At 40.3% G+C, this 24983-nt stretch carries 29 protein-coding genes; 19 read left to right on the top strand and 10 right to left on the bottom strand.

Annotated features, from left to right (window positions below):
- Positions 1-25: 25 nt before the first annotated feature.
- Complete coding sequence (locus Q9B79_RS12880; RefSeq protein WP_306184725.1) at positions 26-1006, top strand: hypothetical protein; 981 nt, start codon at positions 26-28, stop codon at positions 1004-1006.
- A gap of 44 nt (positions 1007-1050) precedes the next feature.
- On the opposite strand, the gene Q9B79_RS12875 is transcribed toward Q9B79_RS12880, so the two are convergent.
- The 5 genes from Q9B79_RS12875 to Q9B79_RS12855 form a co-directional block, all read right to left on the bottom strand.
- Positions 1051-1473: a pyrophosphohydrolase domain-containing protein gene (locus Q9B79_RS12875; RefSeq protein WP_000180554.1), complete on the bottom strand. Its 423-nt coding sequence runs from the start codon at positions 1471-1473 to the stop codon at positions 1051-1053.
- 98 nt (positions 1474-1571) lie between these two features.
- A complete protein-coding gene (locus tag Q9B79_RS12870) occupies positions 1572-1757 on the bottom strand; it encodes a hypothetical protein (RefSeq protein ID WP_002089083.1) in 186 nt (61 codons plus the stop codon).
- 90 nt (positions 1758-1847) lie between these two features.
- Positions 1848-2927, bottom strand: a complete 1080-nt coding sequence (gene gerHC, locus Q9B79_RS12865; protein ID WP_306184717.1) for a spore germination protein GerHC — start codon at positions 2925-2927, stop codon at positions 1848-1850.
- Entirely contained in the window at positions 2903-3997 is a 1095-nt protein-coding gene (locus Q9B79_RS12860) for a spore germination protein (protein WP_306184715.1), read from the bottom strand. The genes gerHC and Q9B79_RS12860 overlap by 25 nt, the downstream gene beginning before the upstream one ends.
- 17 nt (positions 3998-4014) lie before the next feature.
- Positions 4015-6060, bottom strand: a complete 2046-nt coding sequence (locus Q9B79_RS12855; protein WP_306184713.1) for a spore germination protein — start codon at positions 6058-6060, stop codon at positions 4015-4017.
- Between the two features lie 152 nt (positions 6061-6212).
- Between Q9B79_RS12855 and Q9B79_RS12850 the strand changes: the two genes are divergently transcribed.
- Positions 6213-7337: a homoserine O-acetyltransferase family protein gene (locus Q9B79_RS12850; RefSeq protein ID WP_483861656.1), complete on the top strand. Its 1125-nt coding sequence runs from the start codon at positions 6213-6215 to the stop codon at positions 7335-7337.
- Between the two features lie 49 nt (positions 7338-7386).
- Here the strand turns inward: Q9B79_RS12850 and Q9B79_RS12845 are convergent, their stop codons facing one another.
- The gene (locus tag Q9B79_RS12845; protein WP_098669399.1) at positions 7387-7569 is read right to left on the bottom strand and encodes a hypothetical protein; all 183 of its coding nucleotides are present in this window, start codon (positions 7567-7569) and stop codon (positions 7387-7389) included.
- Positions 7570-7769: 200 nt separating this feature from the next.
- On the opposite strand from Q9B79_RS12845, the gene Q9B79_RS12840 reads away from it, so the two are divergent.
- From Q9B79_RS12840 to Q9B79_RS12815, 6 genes are all read left to right on the top strand, one after another.
- Positions 7770-8075, top strand: coding sequence for a rhodanese-like domain-containing protein (locus Q9B79_RS12840; RefSeq protein WP_000141212.1), 306 nt, complete (start codon positions 7770-7772; stop codon positions 8073-8075).
- Between the two features lie 77 nt (positions 8076-8152).
- Positions 8153-8377, top strand: coding sequence for a spore germination protein (locus tag Q9B79_RS12835; RefSeq protein ID WP_000512471.1), 225 nt, complete (start codon positions 8153-8155; stop codon positions 8375-8377).
- Positions 8378-8397: 20 nt separating this feature from the next.
- Positions 8398-8721, top strand: coding sequence for a hypothetical protein (locus tag Q9B79_RS12830; RefSeq protein ID WP_001110854.1), 324 nt, complete (start codon positions 8398-8400; stop codon positions 8719-8721).
- Between the two features lie 281 nt (positions 8722-9002).
- Positions 9003-13310: a beta strand repeat-containing protein gene (locus Q9B79_RS12825; protein WP_306184706.1), complete on the top strand. Its 4308-nt coding sequence runs from the start codon at positions 9003-9005 to the stop codon at positions 13308-13310.
- Between the two features lie 172 nt (positions 13311-13482).
- Positions 13483-14496 carry a GTP 3',8-cyclase MoaA gene (moaA, locus tag Q9B79_RS12820; RefSeq protein WP_306184704.1) on the top strand — a complete coding sequence of 338 codons (1014 nt, stop codon included), beginning with the start codon at positions 13483-13485 and terminating at the stop codon, positions 14494-14496.
- Between the two features lie 16 nt (positions 14497-14512).
- Positions 14513-15526, top strand: coding sequence for a molybdopterin-synthase adenylyltransferase MoeB (locus Q9B79_RS12815; RefSeq protein ID WP_306184702.1), 1014 nt, complete (start codon positions 14513-14515; stop codon positions 15524-15526).
- 36 nt (positions 15527-15562) lie between these two features.
- On the opposite strand, the gene moaC is transcribed toward Q9B79_RS12815, so the two are convergent.
- Entirely contained in the window at positions 15563-16048 is a 486-nt protein-coding gene (gene moaC / locus Q9B79_RS12810; RefSeq protein WP_061656289.1) for a cyclic pyranopterin monophosphate synthase MoaC, read from the bottom strand.
- A gap of 83 nt (positions 16049-16131) precedes the next feature.
- Between moaC and moeA the strand changes: the two genes are divergently transcribed.
- From moeA to Q9B79_RS12775, 7 genes are all read left to right on the top strand, one after another.
- Complete coding sequence (gene moeA / locus Q9B79_RS12805; protein ID WP_306184699.1) at positions 16132-17421, top strand: molybdopterin molybdotransferase MoeA; 1290 nt, start codon at positions 16132-16134, stop codon at positions 17419-17421.
- Positions 17391-17906, top strand: a complete 516-nt coding sequence (mobB, locus tag Q9B79_RS12800) for a molybdopterin-guanine dinucleotide biosynthesis protein B (protein ID WP_306184697.1) — start codon at positions 17391-17393, stop codon at positions 17904-17906. The genes moeA and mobB overlap by 31 nt, the downstream gene beginning before the upstream one ends.
- The gene (gene moaE, locus Q9B79_RS12795; RefSeq protein ID WP_306184695.1) at positions 17903-18367 is read left to right on the top strand and encodes a molybdopterin synthase catalytic subunit MoaE; all 465 of its coding nucleotides are present in this window, start codon (positions 17903-17905) and stop codon (positions 18365-18367) included. The genes mobB and moaE overlap by 4 nt, the downstream gene beginning before the upstream one ends.
- 2 nt (positions 18368-18369) lie before the next feature.
- Positions 18370-18603 carry a molybdopterin converting factor subunit 1 gene (gene moaD / locus Q9B79_RS12790; RefSeq protein ID WP_306184694.1) on the top strand — a complete coding sequence of 78 codons (234 nt, stop codon included), beginning with the start codon at positions 18370-18372 and terminating at the stop codon, positions 18601-18603.
- 94 nt (positions 18604-18697) lie between these two features.
- Positions 18698-19117, top strand: coding sequence for a DUF3888 domain-containing protein (locus Q9B79_RS12785; protein ID WP_306184692.1), 420 nt, complete (start codon positions 18698-18700; stop codon positions 19115-19117).
- 36 nt (positions 19118-19153) lie between these two features.
- The gene (glcU, locus tag Q9B79_RS12780; RefSeq protein ID WP_306184690.1) at positions 19154-20011 is read left to right on the top strand and encodes a glucose uptake protein GlcU; all 858 of its coding nucleotides are present in this window, start codon (positions 19154-19156) and stop codon (positions 20009-20011) included.
- A 13-nt stretch (positions 20012-20024) separates the two neighbouring features.
- The gene (locus tag Q9B79_RS12775; protein ID WP_306184688.1) at positions 20025-20810 is read left to right on the top strand and encodes a glucose 1-dehydrogenase; all 786 of its coding nucleotides are present in this window, start codon (positions 20025-20027) and stop codon (positions 20808-20810) included.
- 74 nt (positions 20811-20884) lie between these two features.
- On the opposite strand, the gene Q9B79_RS12770 is transcribed toward Q9B79_RS12775, so the two are convergent.
- Positions 20885-21379: a CarD family transcriptional regulator gene (locus tag Q9B79_RS12770; RefSeq protein ID WP_001998466.1), complete on the bottom strand. Its 495-nt coding sequence runs from the start codon at positions 21377-21379 to the stop codon at positions 20885-20887.
- A gap of 254 nt (positions 21380-21633) precedes the next feature.
- Here Q9B79_RS12770 and Q9B79_RS12765 point away from each other — a divergent pair, with 254 nt between their 5' ends.
- Together Q9B79_RS12765 and Q9B79_RS12760 are read left to right on the top strand one after the other, a co-directional pair.
- On the top strand, positions 21634-21870 hold the full coding sequence (locus Q9B79_RS12765) for a DUF2553 family protein (protein ID WP_000533799.1): 237 nt from the start codon (positions 21634-21636) through the stop codon (positions 21868-21870).
- 1 nt (position 21871) lies between these two features.
- Positions 21872-22054, top strand: a complete 183-nt coding sequence (locus Q9B79_RS12760; RefSeq protein ID WP_000621751.1) for a sporulation protein Cse60 — start codon at positions 21872-21874, stop codon at positions 22052-22054.
- A 34-nt stretch (positions 22055-22088) separates the two neighbouring features.
- Here Q9B79_RS12760 and Q9B79_RS12755 read toward each other — a convergent pair whose 3' ends face one another.
- Positions 22089-22316: a DUF3973 domain-containing protein gene (locus Q9B79_RS12755; RefSeq protein WP_000498989.1), complete on the bottom strand. Its 228-nt coding sequence runs from the start codon at positions 22314-22316 to the stop codon at positions 22089-22091.
- A gap of 425 nt (positions 22317-22741) precedes the next feature.
- Here Q9B79_RS12755 and Q9B79_RS12750 point away from each other — a divergent pair, with 425 nt between their 5' ends.
- Together Q9B79_RS12750 and Q9B79_RS12745 are read left to right on the top strand one after the other, a co-directional pair.
- Positions 22742-23173, top strand: coding sequence for an SRPBCC family protein (locus Q9B79_RS12750; protein WP_306184685.1), 432 nt, complete (start codon positions 22742-22744; stop codon positions 23171-23173).
- Entirely contained in the window at positions 23174-23497 is a 324-nt protein-coding gene (locus Q9B79_RS12745) for an ArsR/SmtB family transcription factor (RefSeq protein WP_306184683.1), read from the top strand.
- 32 nt (positions 23498-23529) lie between these two features.
- Here Q9B79_RS12745 and Q9B79_RS12740 read toward each other — a convergent pair whose 3' ends face one another.
- Complete coding sequence (locus tag Q9B79_RS12740) at positions 23530-24966, bottom strand: MDR family MFS transporter (protein ID WP_306184681.1); 1437 nt, start codon at positions 24964-24966, stop codon at positions 23530-23532.
- Positions 24967-24983 lie beyond the last annotated feature (17 nt).

Raw genomic sequence — 24983 nt, 5'->3', positions numbered from 1 at the left:
AAATTGAGTAGAAGAGGTGAAAGGAATGAAAGGGATGGACAATAATGCACCACACGGATTTTTCGGAGGTGGTTCGGATAGTTATGAACAAATGATGTTAATGGGAGGAGCTGGCCAACAAGGATACGGTGGAATTCCGAGCTGGATGGGCGGAACACCTGGAGGATTTTCCACATCAGTAGCTGGTGTACAAACTGGAATTCCAACATTAACAGGAGGATTTCCATCATCGGTAGCCGGAGTGCAAACAGGAATCCCAACATTTGTTGGCGGAGCAGCGGGGGGAGTACCAGTAGGCGTACCAACTGCATTTCCATCTTTCGTTGGAGGAGTACAGACAGGATTTCCTGTACCGGGAGTAGGTGTTGTAGCAGGAGGAGTAGGTGGTTATCCACAAGGTGTTCACGGTCATCATGTACATCATCACCATCAAGGCCACCAAGGCCAACATGGCCATCATGTACACCATCACCACCAAGGCCAACATGGCCATCATGTACACCATCACCATCAAGGCCAACATGGCCATCATGGTCATCACCACCAAGGACAGCACGGCCATCATGGTCACCATCATCAAGGACAACAAGGTCATCATCACCATCATGGCCATCAACAACAAGTACATCACCAAGGTCACCACCACATTCATCCGCAAGCTGTTCTTTATCAAACACACCAAGGTCACCAAGGCCATCACCACCATGGCCAACATCATGGACACCAAGGTCACCACCACCAACAACAAGTACATCATTATGGACATCAAGGTCACCACCAACAACAAGTACATCATCATGGACATCAAGGTCATCAACAACAAGTACATCATCACGGACACCAAGGTCATCAACAACAGCATCACCATCATCAACAACAACAACAATATCTACAACAACAATCTTCGCCTTGGACAGGTGGAATTGGAGCAGGAGGAGCAGGGGCAGCGGCAGGAGCGGCTAGTATTGGTGGAGCAGCAGGACACGCGGGACACGTGGGTCATTAATGAGCCAAAGAAAAAAAGACATAATAAAAAACTGCTAGGAAATCCTAGCAGTTTTTTTCAGCTTCTTGGCGCTGACGTTCAATTTCAGCACGAAGTTGTGGTTCTGGTGCTTGCCAGCCTTCTGGTTTTAGAATTTTGCCATCGCCTTCACGGAAGCGAGGTTTTCCATCAGGGAATAATTTTGCCATGTTTGCATTATTTACAATTTCGAATCCTTTATCAGGACGTACGCCCATTTCGGCAAACGTGCCGAATGCAAAGTAAATCAGGTCAATCAATGCATCATATTGATCTTCAACAGTTGTTGCTTCTAGAAATTCTTCTAGTTCTTCTTGCATAAAACTCGCACGAATTTTTGCGCGTTCTTCTGTTAATTTTGTTGGAGTATTTGTCACAGGATGTCCGAATACTTCATGCATTTTCGCAACAAGTTCGTACCCTTTATCTAAACCTTTTTCGTTTGTCATGTTGTTTCATCCTTTCTCGCTTAGTGCCGAATCTCATTGTAACATAAGGTGATTATGAAATGAAAAGAACATCTTATAGAAAATAAGATGCTCGCCTGTTATTCTTCTTTCTTAATTAAAACGGATAAAATAAGATCGATGCCAAATATACCAATGAGTAACATTGGGATAACGACAAGTAAATAACGTGTGAAGGAAACATTTTTTAAATATGTATGAGCAAATAAAAAGACGCCGAGAAATAAAATACCATTTAAAATAGGCTTTACTAATTTTTTAGACATAAGCTCCCCCATAAATATCTTCTCTCTCTATCTAAAATAAAAACTCCTCTTTCCGTTGTATCATGCTGGAGAGAGGAGTTCAATCATTTCTCATTCAATTACACCAGAATTTGTAATATTTACGGTGTATTTTATATGAACTGGAACATCTTTATACATTTGTCTCCATTCTTCTAATTTGAATGGGCGATAATGTTGCTTATACTTTGCACCTAGCCCGAGAGGATCGACATTTAAAGATTTAAACTGCTTAATTAATTTGGCAGCCTGTGCATCCAACTGTTTTTGGACGTTTTTTTCAATTTTTTTTGTGTTCTTGTTATTTTCTAAGTTAATTTGTTTCGATAGTTCTTGAATACGTGCATCAAGCTGGACGTGAATGAAAAAGGAAGGTTTTCCGTTTTTTATTTTTATATCGTAAGTTGGAACAGAACGAATATTATTAATCATTACGTACGCAGAATCTGTTTTAAATTCATGTGAATCTAATTTATGTTTCTCTAATAGTCCTTTAAATATGAACATATCTTTTTCCGCAATTTTACCAATATATTTATCCTTTTTAAAAAGACCAATTCCATTGATTTTTATTTTATCACCATGCTTCTTTAGAATGGGAATATAGTAGTCTTGCCCTTCTTGATAATAACGGAATGCTCCTACATGCAGATTATCTGTTGGTAAAGGACCGGTCTCCATATTATGCTCTAACAACTTTTTTATATAAATTGCAACGTTGTATGAAGTCGAATATTTGCCTTTTAAAAGTTCAGTACCATTCCCCTCTAATAAACCAACATATAAAGCGTTCCCTATGTTTACATCTCGAAGTAATGTATCGAATGAAGTAGACATTCCTGTTTTGGCAAGTCTTATCGTATATAGAGCGACACGCATTTGCCCGCTAGCAAATGGTTGAGAAGACTCTAAAGATGTGTTTGCTTTTACTTGTTTTACGGCATTTGCGGTGCCTTCAAAAACTTGAACTTTATTTCCTTTTTTCTGAACGGGACAAACGAATGTCACTTTTAGTTTTTTATCTTTTGCAACATCAAATACTGTTCCTTGAATAAGTTGTACATCATCGATAATATTTTTTTGTAAACATCCAGTTAAACTAAAAAGTGCTATACAAGAAATAAGTATTAATTTGCTTTTGATTTTTTCCATTTTCTTTTCACCCACACAATGAGAAATAGGATTGGGATGTATACATAAATGAGCCAGAAACTAACCTTCGATGCATTACTAATAAAGTTATTAATATCGTGTCTGTTTGTTAAAAGTTGTGAAACAATAAGAGTGATAAACATAAAAGCGATTAAAACACCTCTTTGTTTTACACGGAATATTTCATGTGTTGCTCTCGTTGCTGCCCATAAAGGGAGGATAAAACTTGAAATAATAACGAGTGCATAGCCTGAAATTGCAATATATTCGAGTCTTTCTATAAATGGTAATTGAATGACTTGGGTCATAGAAAGTTGGGCCCATATCGTTTTTAACAATTGTTTTTCACTAAAAAATGCAAAGGCTAAAAGGGTGCTAAATAAATATAGAAGATTTGAAAATAGTGCTCCAAGCTGAGCGTATTTATGAGATTGCATAGGCTTTTTCACAAATGGATATACCATGAGATAAATCTCAAAACCGGTCATACTGTAGATTGATACTTGAGCGGATTTTAAAATATCTGAAAAAGAATGTGTGAATATAGGTAGTAAATTATCCCAATGTGAATATTTCAAAACGAATAAGCTTAGAAATAAATATCCTAATGTACCACCAACAGAGATGACACAAATACCGGTAAGGACACGAAATCCAGAAGAGACAATGTAATAGCTAACTAAGCACAAAAAGAGTGTTAACATCCACGTGGAAGCAGTTGGGAACATCCATACTTGAATAATTTCAACATACGTTCGAATAACCGAAATACTGACGATTAAAAAATAAGCTGCAAAGATGATATTAAAGACATTCCCTATCCACTTTCCAAATGTTTGCCTTTGTAAATCAATTAAATTTCCGTTTGTTTCTTTTAATAAAAAATACATCATCCATATAATGAGATGGATACAGAGTCCTGTGATTAGAACGCCCATCCATCCGTCGTATCCAGCGGCCTTTGCGGTGATTCGAGCGAAGCCGAGAACGCCAGCACCGAACTGTGCACCGTGAATTAAGAAGAAAACAAAGACAGGAGATATTTGATATTTTTCTTGAACTTTACTCATCGAATGCACCTCATTTCTTAATCGTCAAAGTCTGATCGATGTTTTGTTGAAATTCCTTTCGCTGATTTTTTTACATGTTGTGGTCTTGCTTGTACATCTCTTGTATCAATCATTGTTAAAGGGAAACGAATCCAAGAATCTTTAACAGATTGTTGTCTTGTTGGGTAGAACAAAGCGTACGGCTTGCGTAAAGAAGTAAGTCTAAATAGATGCGTAAATAAAAAGATAAATCCAAGTGAAATCCCGAAAAGTCCTCCTATTTCTGCAAATATGAGAAACGGGAAACGTAGTAATCGAACCGCATTACCCATTTTATAAATAGGTGTAATAAAGGAAGCGAGTGCTGATAAGGCAACGATAATTAATAAAATATTACTCGTTAACCCAGCTTGTACAGATGCTTGCCCGATTACGATACCGCCTACAATACCGAGTGTTTGACCAACTTTCATCGGTAACCTCGCGCCAGCTTCTCTCAGTAAGTCGATTGCAAGTTCTAAAAAGAGTGCTTCAATTAAAGGTGGGAATGGTACTTGTGCTCTTGATAAAATTAAAGTTTCAAGTAAATCACTCGGAATGAGTTCATAATGATAATTTAAAACTGCAACGTATAACGGTGTAGCGCATATTGAGAATAGAACGGCGATAAGGCGTAAAACCCTTGAGAATGTAGCGTATAGCCAAGAGACGTTGTAGTCCTCTGGTGAAATGAAAAAATCGAAATAGGATACAGGTGTTAGTAAAACACTTGGAGAGCCATCAACAAAAATAGCGATTTTCCCATCGATTAGTGCTTTTGTAACTCTATCAGTGCGCTCTGTATTGATATAGAGAGGGAAAATCGACTTTTCTCCCATCAATTCTTGTATATAAGCACTATCATTAATTTGATCATATTCAAGAGCGCGTAATGACTCCTCGAGAAAATCTACATTATCTTTTTCAGCGAGGTTGTCTAAATACATCATGACAACCTTTGTTTTGGAAAACTCACCGACAATCATTTCTTTTGTTTGTAAATCTAAAACAGGAAGCCGTTTACGAACTAAATTAATATTTGTATCAATATCCTCTACGAACCCTTCTTGAGGACCGATAACTGTCGATTCATTTAAAGGAGGAGTGGGTGCACGATAATTATCAATTGCAATGTTTGCGAGCATACATTTTTGATCTTGTTGATTTACTTGAACAATCGCATGCCCCTTTAAAACCATATCCTCAATTTTTTGTAAATCGTTCGTAATTGTAATGCCGCTCATCGGAATATGTTCCTTCAGCTCTTCTAGTGAGGCGTTAGGTCGTTCTAAAAGAGTAGGCATTAAATACTTTTGCAATTTCTCACCATCAAGCGAAGGTCGATAGTAAGAAATCCAATAAGGCATCGTTTCATCGTCAGATGTGTGGTAATTAACAAAATCACTAGACCTTTTGAGCTTCTCTATTAAATCTTGTAAAGAATGAATACGGTCTTTTTCTGGTTTCGTAAAATCATAAATACTATTACCTTTAGAGTTTTGCTGTTTATCTTGATTTGAGTCGTCTTGTTTAGAGCTTTGTTGTTTATCTTGATTTGAGTCGTCTTGTTTAGAATCTTGCTGTTTATCCTGATTTGAGTCATCTTGTTTAGAGCTTTGTTGTTTATCTTGATTTGAGTCGTCTTGTTTAGAATTTTGCTGCTTATCCTGATCTGAGTCGTTTTGCTTAGCGTGTTGTTGTTTATTTTGATCACGGTCATCTTGTTCAGAGTGTTGCTGTTTCTCTTGGTCTGAGTTGCCTTGGTTAGAATGTTGCTGTTTCTCTTGATCCGAATCATCTTGCTTAGAGCTTTGTTGTTTCTCCTGATTCGAGTCATTTTGCTTAGCATGTTGTTGCTGATCTTGAGAAGACTCCTTGTGTTCCTCTTTTTTTTGCTCTCCATTGTTATCTTTATTATGTTTCATACTTCTAGTCTGTTTTTGGTTATCATCCTCTTGATTGTTAAGTTGTTGCTCTGAGTTACCTGATTCGTTTTTCTCTGTTGTGTTTGATTTTTTTTTCTTGCGTAGCCAATTCCAAATCATATGTATGCCCTCTTTAATTGTGTAATATAGTGCTATTTTGTGGTTAATTTTGTATATTATTCATTTATTTATGAAAAGAAGGAGGAGATTGCTTTGCATAGAAAAAATCCTTTAGTAAGCAGTTCATACTATGTCAGGAAGAGGGCGAGTCTGTGCAATTTGTGAAAAAAGAGAAGTTTGTTTTAAGAGAGTTTACATTTCAAAATGGTAGGGAAATTCCTGTTCAAATGGGGTATGAGACGTACGGTACTTTAAATAGAGAGAGGTCAAATGCGATTTTGATTTGTCATTACTTTAGTGCAACTAGTCACGCGGCAGGAAAATATACAGCGCATGATGAGGAGGCTGGTTGGTGGGATGGTTTAATTGGACCAGGAAAAGCAATTGATACAAATAAATACTTCGTTATATGCACTGATAATCTTTGTAATGTGCAGGTGAAGAACCCTTATGTAATTACAACGGGACCGAAATCGATTAACCCGAAAACTGGAGATGAATATGCGATGGACTTTCCGGTTTTTACATTTCTTGATGTAGCTCGTATGCAATATGAGTTAATAAAAGATATGGGAATCGCAAGGCTACATGCTGTAATGGGACCGTCAGCTGGCGGGATGATTGCGCAACAATGGGCCGTTCATTATCCTCATATGGTAGAGCGGATGATTGGGGTTATTACGAATCCGCAAAATCCAATTATTACGTCAGTAAATGTAGCGCAAAATGCAATTGAGGTTATTCAACTAGATCCAAGTTGGAAGGGTGGAAAATATGGGGAGGAGCAGCCAACGAAGGGACTTCATTTGGCGAATAAAATGATGTTTATGAACGCCTTTGATGAGCATTTTTATGAAACGACATTCCCCCGTAATAGTATAGAGAAAGAACCTTATGAAACATTTGCTGCATTAACATCATTTGAGAAAGAAATCAATAAAGTGACATATGGAAGTATAGCTTTAGTAGATGCAAACTCATGGATGTACACTGCGAAAGCAGTTTTATTACATGATATTGCGCATGGATTTTCATCTTTAGAAGAGGCCCTTTCTAAGGTAGAAGCAAATGTACTTATGATTCCGTGTAAACAAGATTTACTTCAGCCGTCACGTTATAATTACAAAATGGTAGACATATTGCAAAAACAAGGGAAGTATGCGGAAGTGTATGAGATAGAAAGTAGAAATGGGCATATGGCGGGAGCATTTGATACTCATTTATTTGAAAAGAAAGTTTATGAATTTTTAAATCGGAAGGTGTCTAGTTTTGTGTAGAAAATAAATGATGTGAAAAAGGTGCAATGTATGTAGTAGGCACCTTTTTTTACATGATTTGTAGACGGAAAATATATGTGGCAATTGCTATACCGAAGAATGCGATACTAAGCAATAGAAATAAGAATGACATTTCTTGTGGTGATTTTATCTTTTTATTATTTTTCATACTAAGCGCAATAATTGCAGCGAGTAAGAAAATGATGCTCATAATGAAAAGAAAAAGTGTCATTTTCATTGACTCCTTTCATAAAACAAGTATATTGAGGATACAATGCACGAGTTATGTTTGTAAAGAATAAATTTTGCGGGAAAATTGAGAAATGAATTTTGCATTCTTTGCGTTCTTTCTTTCGCATGCTAAAATTGATTAGAAATGATTATTTAAAAGAAGAAACTAAAGGCTTTATTGTATATAAGGAGGAACGACATATGACAGAAGTTAAAACAATTACTACAGAAGAAGTGCAAGAACGTTTAGAGAATGGAGAAACGTTATTTTTAGTAGACGTAAGGGAAGATGAAGAAGTAGCAGCAGGGAAAATTCCAGAAGCTGTACATATTAAAATGGGCGATATCCCAAATAAAGTAGATTTCTTTGATAAAGAGAATGAATATATCTTTATTTGTCGCTCAGGAATGCGCAGTGAAAATGTATGCCATTATTTAAATGAGCAAGGATTTAAAACAGTGAACATGGTTGGCGGTATGCTTCAATATGAGGGAGAAACGAAATAAGTAGCTTAAAAAACTTGAAACGTGTTTGTTTCAAGTTTTTTTCTTTTGCATACAGTGTACAAAAGGGGGATAGGGAAATGGGGATTAACTTGCGTAAAGTAAAAATTATGAATAATACAGGGGCTGTTAATGTCGGTGATTGTTATGATCTCTCACCTTTAGCTGTAGCAAAAGTATATGCAGGTGCTGGAGGATCGAGTGCGGCTATTTTTTTAAATGGGAAAAGACAGCCAGAAGCGGTAATTCGGACATCAGTGTTCCTTCCGCCATTAGCAACAAGTACACGTACATTAGGTTCATAGAGGAAAGGTAGAGTGTAATTATGCCTGCTCATATAAAAGAGTTTGTTATTGTAAATAACACTGGGAATATATTTACTGGTGATAATTTGAGTGATACTTCATTTACTGCTTCGAAATCGTACAGTGGTTCAATGGGGTGCACTTGGATTGACGTTGTTACAGTAATAGGGACGGAGACGAAGCTTTGTTTACAGCCAGGTGATTCGGTGACGACAACATATACACGAGGTACGCCTGCTGGTACTGTAACAGGAACAAATATGGGGCAAAGTGTAAATGCATCGAGTATAGCACAAGCTGTCCCTAATACAGATAATATGGATTCAGTTGCTGGACTCCCCTAAAATCATAGGGGAGTTTTTATTTGTAAGAAAATCTATAGCATAAAAATTGAAGTAATTGTTTGGAAATTAGTATTGGAGGCCTTTTTGAAAAATACAATTCAAATAGAGGGTGAGTTTTATCCCACTTTAACGGGCAGTAAGACCTCACCTCAAAATTCAGCAAAAGTAAAGAAGTGGGGGGGCGGGCTGCCCGTAAAAGCCTGATTGGTGAGGGCTGATTAAAGTTTCACTTTATATGAAATATATTTTGTAGTTGTATTTTTGGGGAGGTGGTGGGAGTAGTGGAAGGAAATGATGAAAATCAAAAAATACAGAGGTTGATAAATTCTAATTTTAAGTTATCCCCAGATCTTGTCGGCCCTACTTTCCCTCCAGTACCGACTGGAATGACAGGGACAACGGGAAGTACGGGTCCGACAGGGGTAACAGGTCTCACTGGAAGTACGGGTCCCACGGGAGTCACGGGGGCAACAGGAAATACAGGAGCGACGGGAGTTACGGGTCCAACAGGAAATACAGGAGCTACAGGAGTCACGGGTTCAACGGGAGGTACTGGGGCAACCGGAGTAACAGGTTCAACGGGAAGTATGGGATCAACTGGAAATACAGGAGCCACGGGAGAAACTGGTCCGACCGGAAGCACAGGACCAACCGGAAATACTGGACCAACGGGAGTCGCGGGCCCAACGGGAAGTACGGGATCAACCGGAAATACCGGTCCAACGGGAGATACGGGTCCAACCGGAAGTACGGGAGCAGCAGGAAATACAGGGCCAACCGGAAGTACAGGAGCCGTGGGAATCACAGGAGCAACGGGAGTCACAGGCCCGACGGGAAGTACGGGTCCAACGGGAAGCACAGGAGCAACAGGAAGCACAGGAGCAACAGGAAGTACAGGAGCAACAGGAAGTACAGGAGCAATCGGAAATACGGGAGCAACGGGAAATACGGGTTCAACGGGAGATACGGGTCCAACAGGAGGTACAGGAGCGACGGGAAGTACAGGAGTGACTGGAAGTACGGGTCCAACGGGAAGCACAGGAGCAACAGGAAGTACAGGAGCAACAGGAAGTACAGGAGCAACAGGAAGTACAGGAGCAATCGGAAATACGGGAGCAACGGGAAATACGGGTTCAACGGGAGATACGGGTCCAACAGGAAGCACAGGTCCAGCCGGAAATACTGGACCAACAGGAAGTACCGGTCCAACGGGAGGAACTGGCCCAACGGGAAGTACAGGAGTGACCGGAAGTACAGGAGCAACCGGAAATATGGGAGCAACGGGAAATACGGGTTCAACGGGAGATACGGGTCCAACAGGAAGTACAGGAGAGACGGGAAGCACAGGTCCAACCGGAAATACTGGCCCAACGGGAAGTACGGGTCCGACAGGAAGTACAGGAACAACAGGAAATACAGGAGCAACCGGAAATACGGGAGATATGGGTCCAACAGGAAGTACCGGAGCGACGGGAAGTACAGGAGTGACTGGAAGTACCGGAGCAACGGGAAGCACAGGTCCAGCCGGAAATACTGGACCAACAGGAAATACAGGAGCAACAGGAAGCACCGGAGCAACGGGAAGCACAGGATCAACCGGAAATACGGGAGCAACGGGAAATACGGGTTCAATGGGAGATACGGGTCCAACAGGAAGCACAGGAGCAACAGGAAATACAGGAGTAACAGGAAGTACAGGAACAACAGGAAATACAGGAGTAACCGGAAGTACCGGAGCAACAGGAAGCACAGGTCCAGCTGGAAATACTGGACCAACAGGAAGCACAGGAGCAACGGGAGATACGGGAGCAACGGGAGATACGGGTCCAACAGGAAGTACAGGAGCGACGGGAAGTACAGGAGTGACTGGAAGTACCGGAGCAACGGGAAGCACAGGATCAACCGGAAATACGGGAGCAACGGGAAATACGGGTTCAACGGGAGATACGGGTCCAACAGGAAGCACAGGTCCAGCCGGAAATACGGGACCAACAGGAAGTACCGGAGCAACAGGAAGCACAGGTCCAGCCGGAAATACGGGACCAACAGGAAGTACAGGATCAACGGGAAGCACAGGAGTAACAGGAAGTACCGGAGCAACAGGAAGTACGGGTCCAACGGGAAGCGCCGGCCCAACGGGAAATACAGGAGTAACAGGAGATACCGGTCCAACAGGAAATACAGGAGTAACCGGAAGTACGGGTCCAACGGGAGGAACTGGCCCAACGGGAAGTACAGGAGTAACCGGAAATACCGGTCCAACGGGAGAAACTGGCCCGACCGGAAGCACCGGTTCAACAGGAAGTACAGGAGTGACCGGAAGTACCGGAGCAACGGGAGATACGGGACCAACCGGAAGCACAGGTCCAGCCGGAAATACGGGACCAACAGGAAGTACCGGTCCAACAGGACCAACAGGAAGCACAGGAGCAACAGGAAGTACCGGTCCAACAGGACCAACCGGAAGCACAGGAGCAACAGGAAGTACCGGAGCAACGGGAAGCACAGGAGTGACCGGAAGTACCGGAGCAACCGGAAATACGGGAGCAACGGGAAATACGGGAGCAACGGGAGATACGGGTCCAACAGGAAGTACCGGAGCGACGGGAAGTACGGGTCCAACGGGAAGTACCGGACCAACGGGAAGCACAGGTCCAACCGGAAATACTGGCCCAACGGGAAGTACGGGTCCAACAGGAAGTACCGGAGCAACAGGAAGTACCGGAGCAACAGGAAGCACAGGTCCAGCTGGAAATACGGGACCAACAGGAAGTACCGGTCCAACAGGAACAACAGGAAGCACAGGTCCAACCGGAAATACTGGCCCAACAGGAAATACAGGAGCAACAGGAAGCACCGGATCAACGGGAAGCACAGGAGTAACAGGAAGTACCGGAGCAACGGGAAGCACAGGAGCAACAGGAAGTACCGGAGCAACAGGAAGTACCGGAGCAACAGGAAGTACCGGAGTAACAGGAAGTACAGGATCAACGGGAAGCACCGGTCCAACAGGAAGTACGGGTCCAACGGGAAGTACAGGAGTAACCGGAAATACCGGTCCAACGGGAGAAACTGGCCCGACCGGAAGCACCGGTTCAACAGGAAGTACAGGAGTGACCGGAAGTACGGGTCCAACGGGAAGTACCGGAGCAACGGGAAGCACAGGAGCAACGGGAGATACGGGTCCAACAGGAAGCACAGGAGCAACAGGAAATACAGGAGTAACAGGAAGTACAGGAACAACAGGAAATACAGGAGTAACCGGAAGTACAGGAGCAACAGGAAGCACAGGTCCAGCTGGAAATACTGGACCAACAGGAAGCACAGGAGCAACAGGAAATACAGGAGTAACAGGAAGTACAGGAACAACAGGAAGCACAGGAGCAACAGGAAGCACAGGAGCGACGGGAAGCACAGGTCCAACCGGAAATACTGGCCCAACGGGAAGTACGGGTCCAACAGGAAGTACAGGAGTGACGGGAAGCACAGGTCCAACAGGAAGTACAGGATCAACGGGAAGCACAGGAGCAACAGGAAGTACCGGAGCAACAGGAAGTACCGGAGCAACAGGAAGTACCGGAGCAACAGGAAGCACAGGTCCAGCTGGAAATACTGGACCAACAGGAAGTACCGGTCCAACAGGAACAACAGGAAGCACAGGAGCAACAGGAAGCACAGGAGCGACGGGAAGCACAGGTCCAACCGGAAATACTGGCCCAACGGGAAGTACGGGTCCAACAGGAAGTACAGGAGTGACGGGAAGCACAGGTCCAACAGGAAGTACAGGATCAACGGGAAGCACAGGAGCAACAGGAAGTACCGGAGCAACAGGAAGTACCGGAGCAACAGGAAGTACCGGAGCAACAGGAAGTACGGGACCAACAGGAAGTACAGGATCAACGGGAAGTACAGGAGTAACAGGAAGTACCGGAGCAACAGGAAGTACGGGTCCAACAGGAAGTACCGGAGCAACGGGAAGTACAGGAGTAACAGGAAGTACCGGAGCAACGGGAAGCACAGGAGTAACAGGAAGTACCGGAGCAACGGGAAGCACAGGAGTAACAGGAGGCACAGGTCCAACGGGAAATACTGGCCCAACGGGAGCAACGGGCCCGACTGGAAGTACCGGCCCAACCGGGGATACTGGTCCAACGGGAAGTACGGGAGAAACAGGAGTTAGTACAACTGCAACGTATGCATTTGCGAATAATACATCAGGAACCGCTATTTCCGTTTTATTAGGTGGTACGAATGTACCATTACCGAACAATCAAAATATTGGACCAGGAATTACCGTTAGCGGAGGGAATACTGTATTTACGGTTGCGAATGCGGGGAATTACTATATAGCTTATACAATAAATTTAACAGCCTCTTTACTTGTAAGTTCTCGTATAACTGTAAATGGTAGTCCGCTTGCGGGAACGATAAATGCTCCGACAGTTGCTACTGGTTCATTTAGTGCAACGATCATTGCTAATTTGCCTGCTGGAGCTGCTATTAGTCTGCAGTTATTTGGATTAGTTGCAATCGCTACATTATCTACGGCAACGCCAGGAGCTACTTTAACTATTATTAGATTAAGTTGATTAGAAGAAAACCTTGGGGCTTTTATGCTTCAAGGTTTTTATCTCGTTATTTGTAGGTAATCTAATTGATTAGGAAAGTTTTACTTTATTCACTTGAGCAAAAACATCGCAGTTCGAAAATATATTATAATAGAATGAAAAGAGAGAAATTTGGCAGAAAGGGAGGGTGGCGATGCAGGAGATGGTTACAGATTTTTTTGGACGCCCGCTTCAAGATTTACGTATATCTGTCATTGATCGTTGCAATTTTAGATGTACATATTGTATGCCAGCGGAAGTGTTTGGGCCAGATTACGCTTTTTTGAAAGATGAGTTTTTACTGACGTTTGATGAAATTGAGCGTTTGGCAAAATTATTTGTTAGCATCGGTGTACGAAAAATTAGACTTACTGGTGGCGAGCCACTACTTCGTAAAGATTTAACAAAACTTATTGCACGTCTCGTGAAAATTGACGGGCTGTTAGATATAGGGTTAACGACCAATGCAATTCATTTAACGAAGCAAGCAAAAGTATTAAAAGAAGCTGGATTACATAGAGTAAATGTTAGTTTAGATGCAATAGATGACGATGTATTTAAGGCTATTAATGGCCGGAATATTAATACGAAACCTGTCATAAAGGGAATTATGGCTGCAAAAGTGGCTGGGCTTGATGTAAAGGTAAACATGGTTGTGAAAAAAGGAATGAACGATCATCAAGTACTTCCGATGGCTGCATATTTTAAAGAGCAAGGAATCACGCTTAGGTTTATTGAGTTTATGGATGTTGGTAGTACAAATGGATGGAACTTTGATCAAGTTGTTACAAAGCGAGAACTAATTGAAATGATTCATAATGTGTATCCGCTTGAGCCAGCTGAAGCGAATTATTTCGGTGAAGTTGCGAAGCGATATCGCTACGTTGGAACAAATACTGAAGTCGGTTTTATTACTTCTGTTTCTGAGTCATTTTGTTCTTCTTGTACGAGAGCGAGAATTTCGGCAGATGGAAAGTTTTATACTTGCTTATTTGCAACAGAAGGACTCGATATAAGGGAACTTCTTAGAGGGAAGCTTTCGGATGATGAGCTATTAAGCGTTATACAAGATGTATGGATGAATAGAAAAGATAGATATTCGGATGAACGGACAGAAGAAAGTGCAAAAAATCGTCCGAAAATTGAAATGTCTTATATAGGAGGATAAGAAAGGGGACTATCGTATGCAGGAGCGATATTCAAGGCAAATATTATTTGCTGGTGTTGGAGAAGAAGGGCAGAGAAAAATTAGAGAGAAGCATGTGCTTATTATTGGTGCGGGTGCTCTTGGTGCGGCAAATGCAGAAGCGATTGTTAGAGCAGGGGTTGGAAAAATAACAATTGCGGATCGTGATTATGTAGAATGGAGCAATTTGCAAAGGCAACAGTTATATACAGAAGAAGATGCAAAGCAGTATAAACCGAAGGCGGTAGCAGCAGCAGAACATTTAAAAGCGATTAATTCTGAGGTGGAAATAAATCCGATTGTGACTGATGTAACAGTGCAAGAAATGGAAGAGCTAGTGAATGATGTAGATTTAATATTAGATGCGACAGATAATTTTGAAACGCGTCTTCTTATTAATGATATTTCACAAAAGTATAATATTCCGTGGATATATGGTGGTTGCATTGGAAGCTACGGAGTAACGTATACAATTTTACCAGGAAAAACACCGTGTTTCCGCTGTTTAATGGAGCATCCGGCGAGCGGAGCAACATGTGATACGGCTGGTATTATACAGCCGGCAGTACAATTAGTAGTGGCGCATCAAATAACGGAAGCGCTGAAAATATTAGTAGAAGACTATGGGGCACTTCGCGAAACGATGTTATCATTTGACCTTTGGAATAATCAACAGATGGCATTTAAAGTGAATAGACAGAAAAAAGAAACGTGTTTATCTTGCGGAAGATTACGTACATATCCAAGTTTAACATTTGAAGCACAAACGAAAACTGAAGTATTATGTGGCCGAAATACAGTGCAGATCCGTCCAGGTGTGCGGAATGAATTTCATTTAGAGGAAATTAAAAAGCGCTTACAAAGAAGTGTGGATGTAAAAGCTACTCCGTATTTATTATCATTTCCAGTAGAGGAATTTCGTTTTGTTTTATTTACAGATGGCAGGGCGTTTATTCATGGAACGAATGATATCAATGTAGCAAGACGTTTATATGCAAGATATATAGGTTGAACCTAAAGAAGCCCTTTAGGTTCAACAGAGGGAAGATTAAGCTTTTCGCGTATAATCTCCACTTTTTCCACCTGTTTTTTCAAGTAAGTATGTTTCGCCAATAATCATACCTTTATCAACAGCTTTACACATATCGTACACAGTAAGAGCGGTAGCAGAAGCAGCTGTTAAAGCTTCCATTTCAACACCAGTGCTACCTTCTGTTTTAACTTTTACTTCAATAAGTAATCGATATTGTTCACCGGATTGTTTCCAATCGAAAGAAACGTCAACACCTTTTAATAATAAAGGATGGCACATTGGGATAATATCAGAAGTGCGTTTTGCGGCCATAATACCTGCGATTTGTGCAACTGCTAGTACGTCACCTTTCCCGATTTCATTGTGAGAGATTTTATCGTAAATTTCTTTTGTAACGACAATGCTAGAGCACGCAATTGCTGTTCGAACGGTTGCTTTTTTGTCGCTTATATCAACCATCTTCGCGCGTCCTTGGTCATTAAAGTGTGTGAATGAAGACATGGAATTCCTCCTTGAAGTAATTTCTATTCAATATATAAAGTTTAATCGAGATAAAAAAAATTGCAAATATGGGGTGAGAAACGATGGTAGAAAAACGAATTCCGATTCAAGTTGCTGAGGCAGTAGAGAGAGTAATGGAATATGCGAAAATTGGTGAAGTAGAAGAGGTTTCTATTACGGAAAGTTACGGGAGAATTCTTGGGGAGGATGTTGTCTCTGATCATGACGTTCCTCATTTCGATCGTTCTCCTTACGATGGTTTCGCAATTCGAGCAGAAGATACGAAAGAAGCAAATCAAGAGAATGCGATTGAGTTTGAAGTAATAGGAGAAATCGGGGCGGGGTCTGTTTTTACAGAAGAAGTAGAATCTTTTCAGGCGGTTCGTATTATGACAGGAGCAGCTATTCCAGAGGATTGTAATGCAGTCGTCATGCTAGAGTTGACGGAAGGTTTTGAGAAGAACGGAAAAACATATATGAAGTTAAAGCGTCCTTTTCACAGTGGTGACAATGTGTCATTTAAAGGAGAAGATATAAAACAAAATCAAGTTCTCGTTCAGAAAGGTGTTGCAATTAATCCAGGTGTTGCAGCTTTATTAGCGACGTTTGGATATAGTACTGTGAAGGTTGTAAAACAGCCTGTTGTTGGTATTGTGACGACAGGAAGTGAATTGTTAGAAGTACATGAGTCGTTACAGCCGGGGAAAATTAGAAATAGTAACTCGTATATGATTGCCGCTCAAATTATGAAAGCTGGAGGGAAAGTTCGTTATTATGGCCAACTTGCCGACGAGTTAGATGCATGCTTTGCAGTTGTTCAATCAGCGATGAATGAGGTTGATATTTTAATTACGACAGGCGGTGTGTCGGTAGGAGATTATGACTACCTGCCGGCTATTTATGAAAGATTACAAGCGAATGTGCTCTTTAATAAAATAGCGATGAGACCAGGAAGTGTAACGACAGTAGCTGAAGTTGAAGGGAAATTACTTTTCGGTTTATCGGGGAATCCGTCAGCTTGTTACGTAGGATTTGAGCTATTTGTGCATCCGATTATAAAAACATATTTGTATGCAAAGGAGCCTCATGTGTATAGAGCAGATGCCATTTTACAAAAAGACTTTCCAAAGCCAAATCCGTTTACTCGTTTTGTAAGAGCAAAGGTGACAATTATGGACGGAGCATTACAAGCGATGCCAGTCGGTTTAGATAAATCGAGTGCGGTATCTTCACTTGCCGATGCGAATGCCTTTATTGTGCTGCCTGGAGGAACGAGAGGATTTGAGGCAGGGATGAAAGTATCTGTATTATTGCTAGAGCATGCCGAGGGATGTGATTGGCCATGGGCAAAGCCCCTTCAATCTTACAAATAGTAGGATATCAAAATAGCGGAAAAACAACACTTGTGGAGAAAATCGTGCATCCGTTAGCTGAACAGAAAATGAAGGTTGCTACCATTAAACATCACGGGCACGGAGGTTTTCCAGAAGTAGCACAAAAGGATAGTGAAAGGCATCGAAAGGCTGGTGCTGTTGTCAGTAGTGTAGAAGGCGCTGGATTACTTTCTCTTTCGTCATTAAGAGAGGAATGGTCTTTGCAAGAAATCATTCGCTTATATGAGTTTTTTGAAGTGGATACAATTTTAATAGAGGGCTATAAAAAAGAGAGCTATCCGAAAGTAGTGTTACTTCGTTCTCCGGAAGACGTTGAACTTTTACATAAAGTAGAAAATATAGTAGCGGTTATTGCGTGGTATGATGCTCCCGCAAACTTACGGGAAGAATATAAAGTATTTCATATAACAGAAGAAGATTTGTATATAGACTGGTTTGTACAAACGGTAAGGAGTACGAAATGACAAATACGTATTATGAAGTAATTGATACAGAAATCTTGGTTGAAGAGGTAGCGAAGAAGGTTATTCGCCGTGAATGCGGTGCTGTTACAACATTTATTGGAACGGTTAGAGAGTTTACGAAAGGACGTCGTACATTATACTTGGAATACGTCGCTTACAAAACGATGGCAGAAAAGATGCTAGAGAAAATTGGTTCAGAAGTGAAAGAGAAGTGGCCAGGCACATACGTTGCGATTACACATCGCATTGGTACGCTACAAATTTCTGATATTGCGGTTGTGGTGGCTGTTTCAACACCGCACCGTAAAGCGGCTTATGAAGCGAATGAATATATTATGGAACGCATAAAACAAATTGTTCCGATTTGGAAAAAGGAGTTTTGGGAAGATGGAGACTCTTGGATTGGTGATCAATTAGAAAAAACACCATATCTTTCGGGAGAGCCTGGGAAGGAGCTATAAGTATGATTCGAGTATTGTTATTTGCACACTTGCAAGAGGAAGCTGGAACAAGTGAGTTACAAATAGAAAAAGAAAATATTACGGTTGCAGAGTTAAAAGATGTTGTTGCTAAAGAATATAATGTACCAATGGCAGCACCAATTATGGTTGCGATTAATGAAGAATATGCAAATGAAGAGGACACGATACAATCTGGTGATGTTGTTGCACTAATCCCACCAGTGAGCGGTGGTTAATATTGGATTCATTAAAACGACTTTCCTATATAGGGAAAGTCGTTTTTTTTATGGCAGTTTTGAGAACACTAATCTATAGAACAAGGAGGGAATTATGAAAAAAATATGTGTAGTTATGACGATGCTATGTGCGGCCTTTTTCTCTTCTCCAAGTGATTCTTTCGCGAAAGAATCAAGAGAACAACTTTTAGAGAGTGCATTATCGAATAGGTACTATTCAGTTATTAGACAAGTGACAGAAGATCAATATGAATGTGCTTCAGTTATAAATATAAAGCGTCTCGGGAAGAATGGTGAGTTCGTTCCTAGATATGAAGTGACGCTACAATTCCTTACATTTCAAGGAGCACATAATCCGCCGAATGATAAAGTTACGCTTACTTTGGAAGATTATTTAGATCACGTAAAGATAAAGAAAGTGGAGCGAGAAAAGAATGTTTTTGGTGCTATTGCAGAAAAGGTTTGTGAAAGGGAAAAAGAAAAAATAAAAGCTCACTCTACTGATTCAGAGTGATAACCTATGACATTTAGTAAAGAAAGGTAATGAGCGATGGATATATTTTTAGCGATTTTACCAGCTATATTTTGGGGAAGTATTGTGCTATTTAACGTAAAACTGGGCGGGGGACCGTATAGTCAAACACTCGGAACAACGTTTGGTGCACTTATTTTCTCGATTGTTGTTTATATATTTATGAAACCAGTATTGACTCCTACTGTTATCGGAGTTGGTATTGTGTCAGGTTTATTTTGGGCGCTTGGTCAGGCAAATCAATTAAAAAGTATTGATTTAATGGGCGTTTCGAGAACGATGCCCATTTCAACAGGACTTCAATTAGTTGCGACGACTTTATTCGGAGTCATCGTATTTCATGAATGGTCTACAACAATATCAGTCGTCCTTGGCATTTTGGCACTAGTTTGTATTATTATCGGTGTTATTTTAACATCGCTTCAAAGTGAAGAAGAAAAGAATGCAGAGCAAGCGGGAAATTTTAAAAGAGGCATTATCATTTTATTGATTTCAACAGTCGGTTATTTAGTTTACGTAGTAGTAATTAGACTATTTAACGTAGATGGTTGGTCAGCTTTATTGCCACAAGCGGTTGGTATGGTGTTAGGGGGCATTTTGCTTACGTTTAAACATCATCCATTTAATAAATATGCAATACGAAATATTATTCCAGGATTAATTTGGGCAGCTGGAAACATGTTTTTATTCATTTCGCAGCCGCGTGTTGGAGTGGCAACAAGTTTCTCGTTATCACAAATGGGAATTATTATTTCAACGCTTGGCGGGATTCTTATATTAGGTGAAAAGAAAACGAAACGTCAATTAACAGGTATTGTGATCGGTATCGTTTTTATTATCGCAGCCGGAATTATGTTAGGTATTGCAAAAAGTTAAAGGAGGTATAGGAATGTATAGTGATTTAGCAGGAAAAGTAGTCGTTATTACAGGGTCAGCAACTGGTCTTGGGAAAGCGATGGGGGTAAGATTTGCTAAGGAGAAAGCGAGAGTAGTGATTAACTATCGCTCACGAGAGTCAGAAGCGCATGATGTATTAGAAGAAATTAAAAAAGTAGGCGGAGAAGCGATTGCTGTAAAAGGTGATGTGACGGTTGAGTCTGATGTTGTGAACCTTATTCAGTCTGCTGTGAAAGAGTTTGGTACGCTCGACGTTATGATTAATAATGCAGGGATAGAAAATGCAGTACCATCGCATGAAATGTCGCTTGAAGACTGGAATAAAGTAATCAATACAAATTTAACAGGTGCTTTTTTAGGAAGTAGAGAAGCGATTAAATATTTTGTAGAGAACGATATTAAAGGGTCTGTTATTAATATGTCGAGTGTTCATGAGAAAATTCCGTGGCCACTATTTGTACACTATGCGGCGAGTAAAGGCGGTATTAAATTGATGACGGAAACGTTAGCGCTAGAATACGCACCAAAAGGCATTCGTGTAAATAATATTGGACCGGGTGCAATAAATACGCCAATTAATGCAGAGAAGTTTGCTGATCCTAAAAAACGTGCTGACGTAGAAAGTATGATACCGATGGGCTACATCGGTAAGCCGGAAGAAATTGCTGCAGTCGCAACGTGGCTAGCTTCCTCAGAGGCAAGTTACGTAACTGGAATTACGCTATTTGCAGACGGTGGAATGACGTTATATCCATCGTTTCAAGCAGGGCGCGGGTAATAGGAAAGGACAAAGAGTTTTAGCTCTTTGTCCTTTTTTCTGCAAAAAAAAAATAGCGGCCAGCTATTTTAAACTTAATGATTTATTGTATCTTGAAGATATTCAGTTGCTTGATGTTCAGAAACATTTTGCACAAGTGCAACTTCGCTAATCATCATTTTGCGGGCATTATCTAGCATTTGTTTTTCGCTCGCATTTAAAGCTCTCTCTTTATTGCGGCGAAGTAAATCCCGAACAACTTCTGCGCTATCTTGCAGATTGCCGTTTTTCATTTTTTCCATATTCATTGTATATCTTTGTTTCCAGGAAAGTGATGTATCTGATTCCCCGTTTTGAAATTCAAGAAGTATATCATCTAACGTACCTTTATCTACGATATAACGAATACCTGATTTTTGTAATTGATCCATAGGAAGCATTACTTGCATATCTTTACTAATGATGCGTATCACACAATATTGACGTATTGTTCCTAATATTTCTTTCTCTTCAATGGCTTCGATGACTCCTGCGCCGTTCATTGGATAAACAATTTTATCACCAATTTGAAACAAATCATCCACCTCCATATGTGGTAACCATCTTTAATGATATCATAAGTATATAAAAAAGTCAAATTTTATATAATACCATAATGTTAATGTTATAGTCAATAAGTAAAAGCTCTTTTTTATTTATATTTTTTGCTCTTACTTATCTATGATTTTTTTAGAAAAATAGTACAGGTGAAGAAGGAAGGCATATCCACTTATTTTTAAGCATAAAATGTAAAATCGCTAATACAATATACCTAAATCCGTTCTTTGCAAAGGAGGGAGAGAAGGTGGGGCGCACAATAAAAATTGATATTACAAATAAAGTTGTAGCTAAATTTAGACCAGATTATTTGGAATTATATACGAGTAAATTTATGATAGGTAAGTTTTATGTCTATACTGAAGGTAAAGAATATGTGTTAGAAGACGGATATATATATGAAGACGGAAAGTTTTATCGCATCATAGATACGCACCGTGGCAATAATCAAGCGGCGGAGGGCTGCGATCTAGGATGGTGTTAACATGATTCGTGTGAAAGTATTTGATGAAAGTCACGAGAAAGACTTAGAAGACGCCGTAAATGTTTTTTTGAAAAAGATTGATGATAGTAACTTTGTAGATATTAAGTACCAAGTCGGTGTTTCCATTAACGATGACGAAAACCAAATTTATTGTTTTTCAGCAATGATCGTTTATAAAGCATAAAAAAGAGCTGGATAACCCAGCTCTTTTTTATGCTTTATGTTGGGACAACATGTGTCGGTAATACATTCATAATAGATTGGGTTGTGCCTAATTTCTTCGTCGTTAAAAGAGGCTCCCCTGTTTCATGATTTTGGGCATCTTTACACATACCGAGGTGATAACGATCACCTAAAAATGGATCAATATAAAAACCGTTTTTGAATACTTTATCATTCGGATGTTTTTCATGGTGAATGTCAGAGCAGTTAATGCAATAGAACATAGCTTTCATCCCCTTTTTATTTTTGTTTGAAAAAAGTGAGTCGGTAGTCATTTCGCTCCTAAGGAAATGTTGAGGAGAAGAGAAATAACTACCTACTCAAATGGTGGGCATATTCCTTCTGATTTTTTCATATCTCGCGCAGTGTCCCTGAGGGAAGGAGGAGAGACGAAATACGCATGATATACGTAAGGCACTTCTTTCAAGATGAATGATGGAGTTTCATGTTGAGAGAAGTTTTTATTTTTTGTTGCCTTTGTGAGTATATTATGAAGGAATGCTGAGAGGGTGTTTGTCCTGTTGAAAAAATGTTGAGAATTTCTCAACAGTAAAAAAGAATCAGTGTTGACATGAAACTAAAAGGTGTTATATCATTAAAGTGAAACCAAAAGGTGTTATGTTTAAGTGCCAAATGAAGGAGAATGAAAATGGAACAACAAAATACATTAACTGATATTAAACAAACGATCGTTTTTAACGCGTCTATTCAAAAAGTATGGAGTGTAGTATCAACTGCAGAAGGGATTGCGTCATGGTTTATGCCAAATGATTTTGTATTAGAGGTAGGACATGAATTTCATGTGCAATCACCATTTGGGCCATCACCATGTAAAGTGCTAGAAATTGATGAGCCAAACTATCTATCTTTCTCATGGGACACAGATGGCTGGGTTGTTTCATTTCATTTGAAAGACCTAGGAGATAATAAAACAGAATTTACGTTAATTCACGGCGGCTGGAAACATCCTGATGAAATTCTTCCGAAAGCAAATGCGAAGAGCTCTATTATTCGCGACAGAATGAGCGGTGGCTGGGTAGCGATTGTAAACGAAAAACTGAAAAAGGTTGTCGAAGGTTAAGTGTCCTCATCAGCAGCGAAATATGATGTATTTCAAGCAATTGCTGATCCAACCCGCCGAGAAGTAATACGGTTATTAAGTGATAAAGAGTTACCGATTTCCAAAATAACGGATCATTTTCCGATGAGTCGTACTGCGGTTGTAAAGCACCTTCATATTCTTTCAGAAGCGAATTTAGTAAGCGGAAGAAAGAGCGGAAGAGAGAAGATATATCGCTTGCATCCAGAACCATTAGAGGAATTACAACAGTGGCTCTCATATTATGAACGTTTTTGGGATAATAAATTGTTCATGCTGAAACATATTGTGGAGAATGAAGAGTAAAAAGAGGATGACCGAAATGGTCATCCTCTTTATTATTGCTCACTTGTTTGTGTAGCTGGCTTTAATAAAAGCCAAGCGATAATTAATGTACACACTGCTAATACGAAAGTGCTCATATAAATGACGTGTACACTTGCTGCTAATGCGGATTGTGATTCAGTTGCTACACTTGCTGTAGCCCCGCCGTGTCCGCCAGATACAAGATCAAGGTTTTTAATGCCACGCGCGTGAATCATCGTATTGAAGATTGTTCCAAAGATTGCAGCACCTAACGTTTGACTAAATGTATTAATGAATGTGTTTAAACCAACGGCTGTTCCGCGTGTATGAGCTGGTACGGCTGCTTGAATTGTTACCATGTAAATCGGTGTCACAAGCCCCATTCCTAAGCCGAATAATCCGACTGCTACATAAATAAGGAACGATGGTGAATGTGTTGATAATGTAAATAATAAGAATGTAGCGACTGATAAAATGCTAGCTCCAAGTAAAATGATTTGTTTCGTTTTTAATTTTCCTACTAAGTTACCAGAGAAGATAGCACCAAATGTCCACATAACAGGAATTGGCATTAAAATAAGTCCAGCTTCCGTTGCATTTTTTCCTAATACACCTTGGCTCCAAATTGGAAGATACATTGTAATACTAATAATCATTGCGCCAGCAATAAGCGTTAATATGTTTATTGTAGATAATGTACGGTTAGAGAAAAGTGCTAGCGGAATTAATGGTTCCGGAGATTTTTTCTCGATGAATAAGAAAATAATGAATGAAACGACGGCGAAGATTAATAGGCCGATAATTGTTATATCTCCCCAGTTTTGCTTACTGCTACCTGTTAATAATGCGTATAGTAGAGCGATTGTACTTAATGAGAAGACTGTTGCACCAAGATAGTCGATATGGTGTTTAGCGGGCTTAATAGATTCTTTGTAGTAAATGGCGATCATTAAGCAAGCGATAATGCCGAATGGAACGTTTAAGAAGAAAATATAACGCCAAGATAGGGAATCAACTAAAAATCCACCTACTAACGGTCCGATAACACCAGATACACCCCAAACAGCACTCATCCAGCCCTGTGCTTTCGCGCGGTCTTTCGCTTCGCTATATAAGTCTCCAATAATTGTCATTGTAATCGGCATAACAGCACCAGCACCGATACCTTGAAGTGCGCGGAAGAAGATCAATTGTTCCATCGATGTAACGACGCCGCAAAGTGCAGAACCGACTAAAAAGATTGTAGCTCCAATGAGTAAAACTTTTTTACGGCCGAATAAATCAGCGAGCTTTCCGTATATTGGAGTTGAAACTGCTGTGGCAAGCATGTAAATTGCGTAAACCCAGCTAACAAGTTCAACGCCTGACAAATCACTCGTTATACGAGGGATTGCTGTACTAACAATCGTTCCTTCTACCGCAGAAAGAAACGTCATTAGCATTAAAGACATCATGACTTTTTTTCTCATATGTTTTCCCCTTACCC

The organism is Bacillus sp. MHSD_36, from assembly GCF_030757775.1.
Taxonomy (GTDB): Bacteria; Bacillota; Bacilli; order Bacillales; family Bacillaceae_G; genus Bacillus_A.
This window is presented reverse-complemented; position numbering and strand designations above follow the sequence as displayed.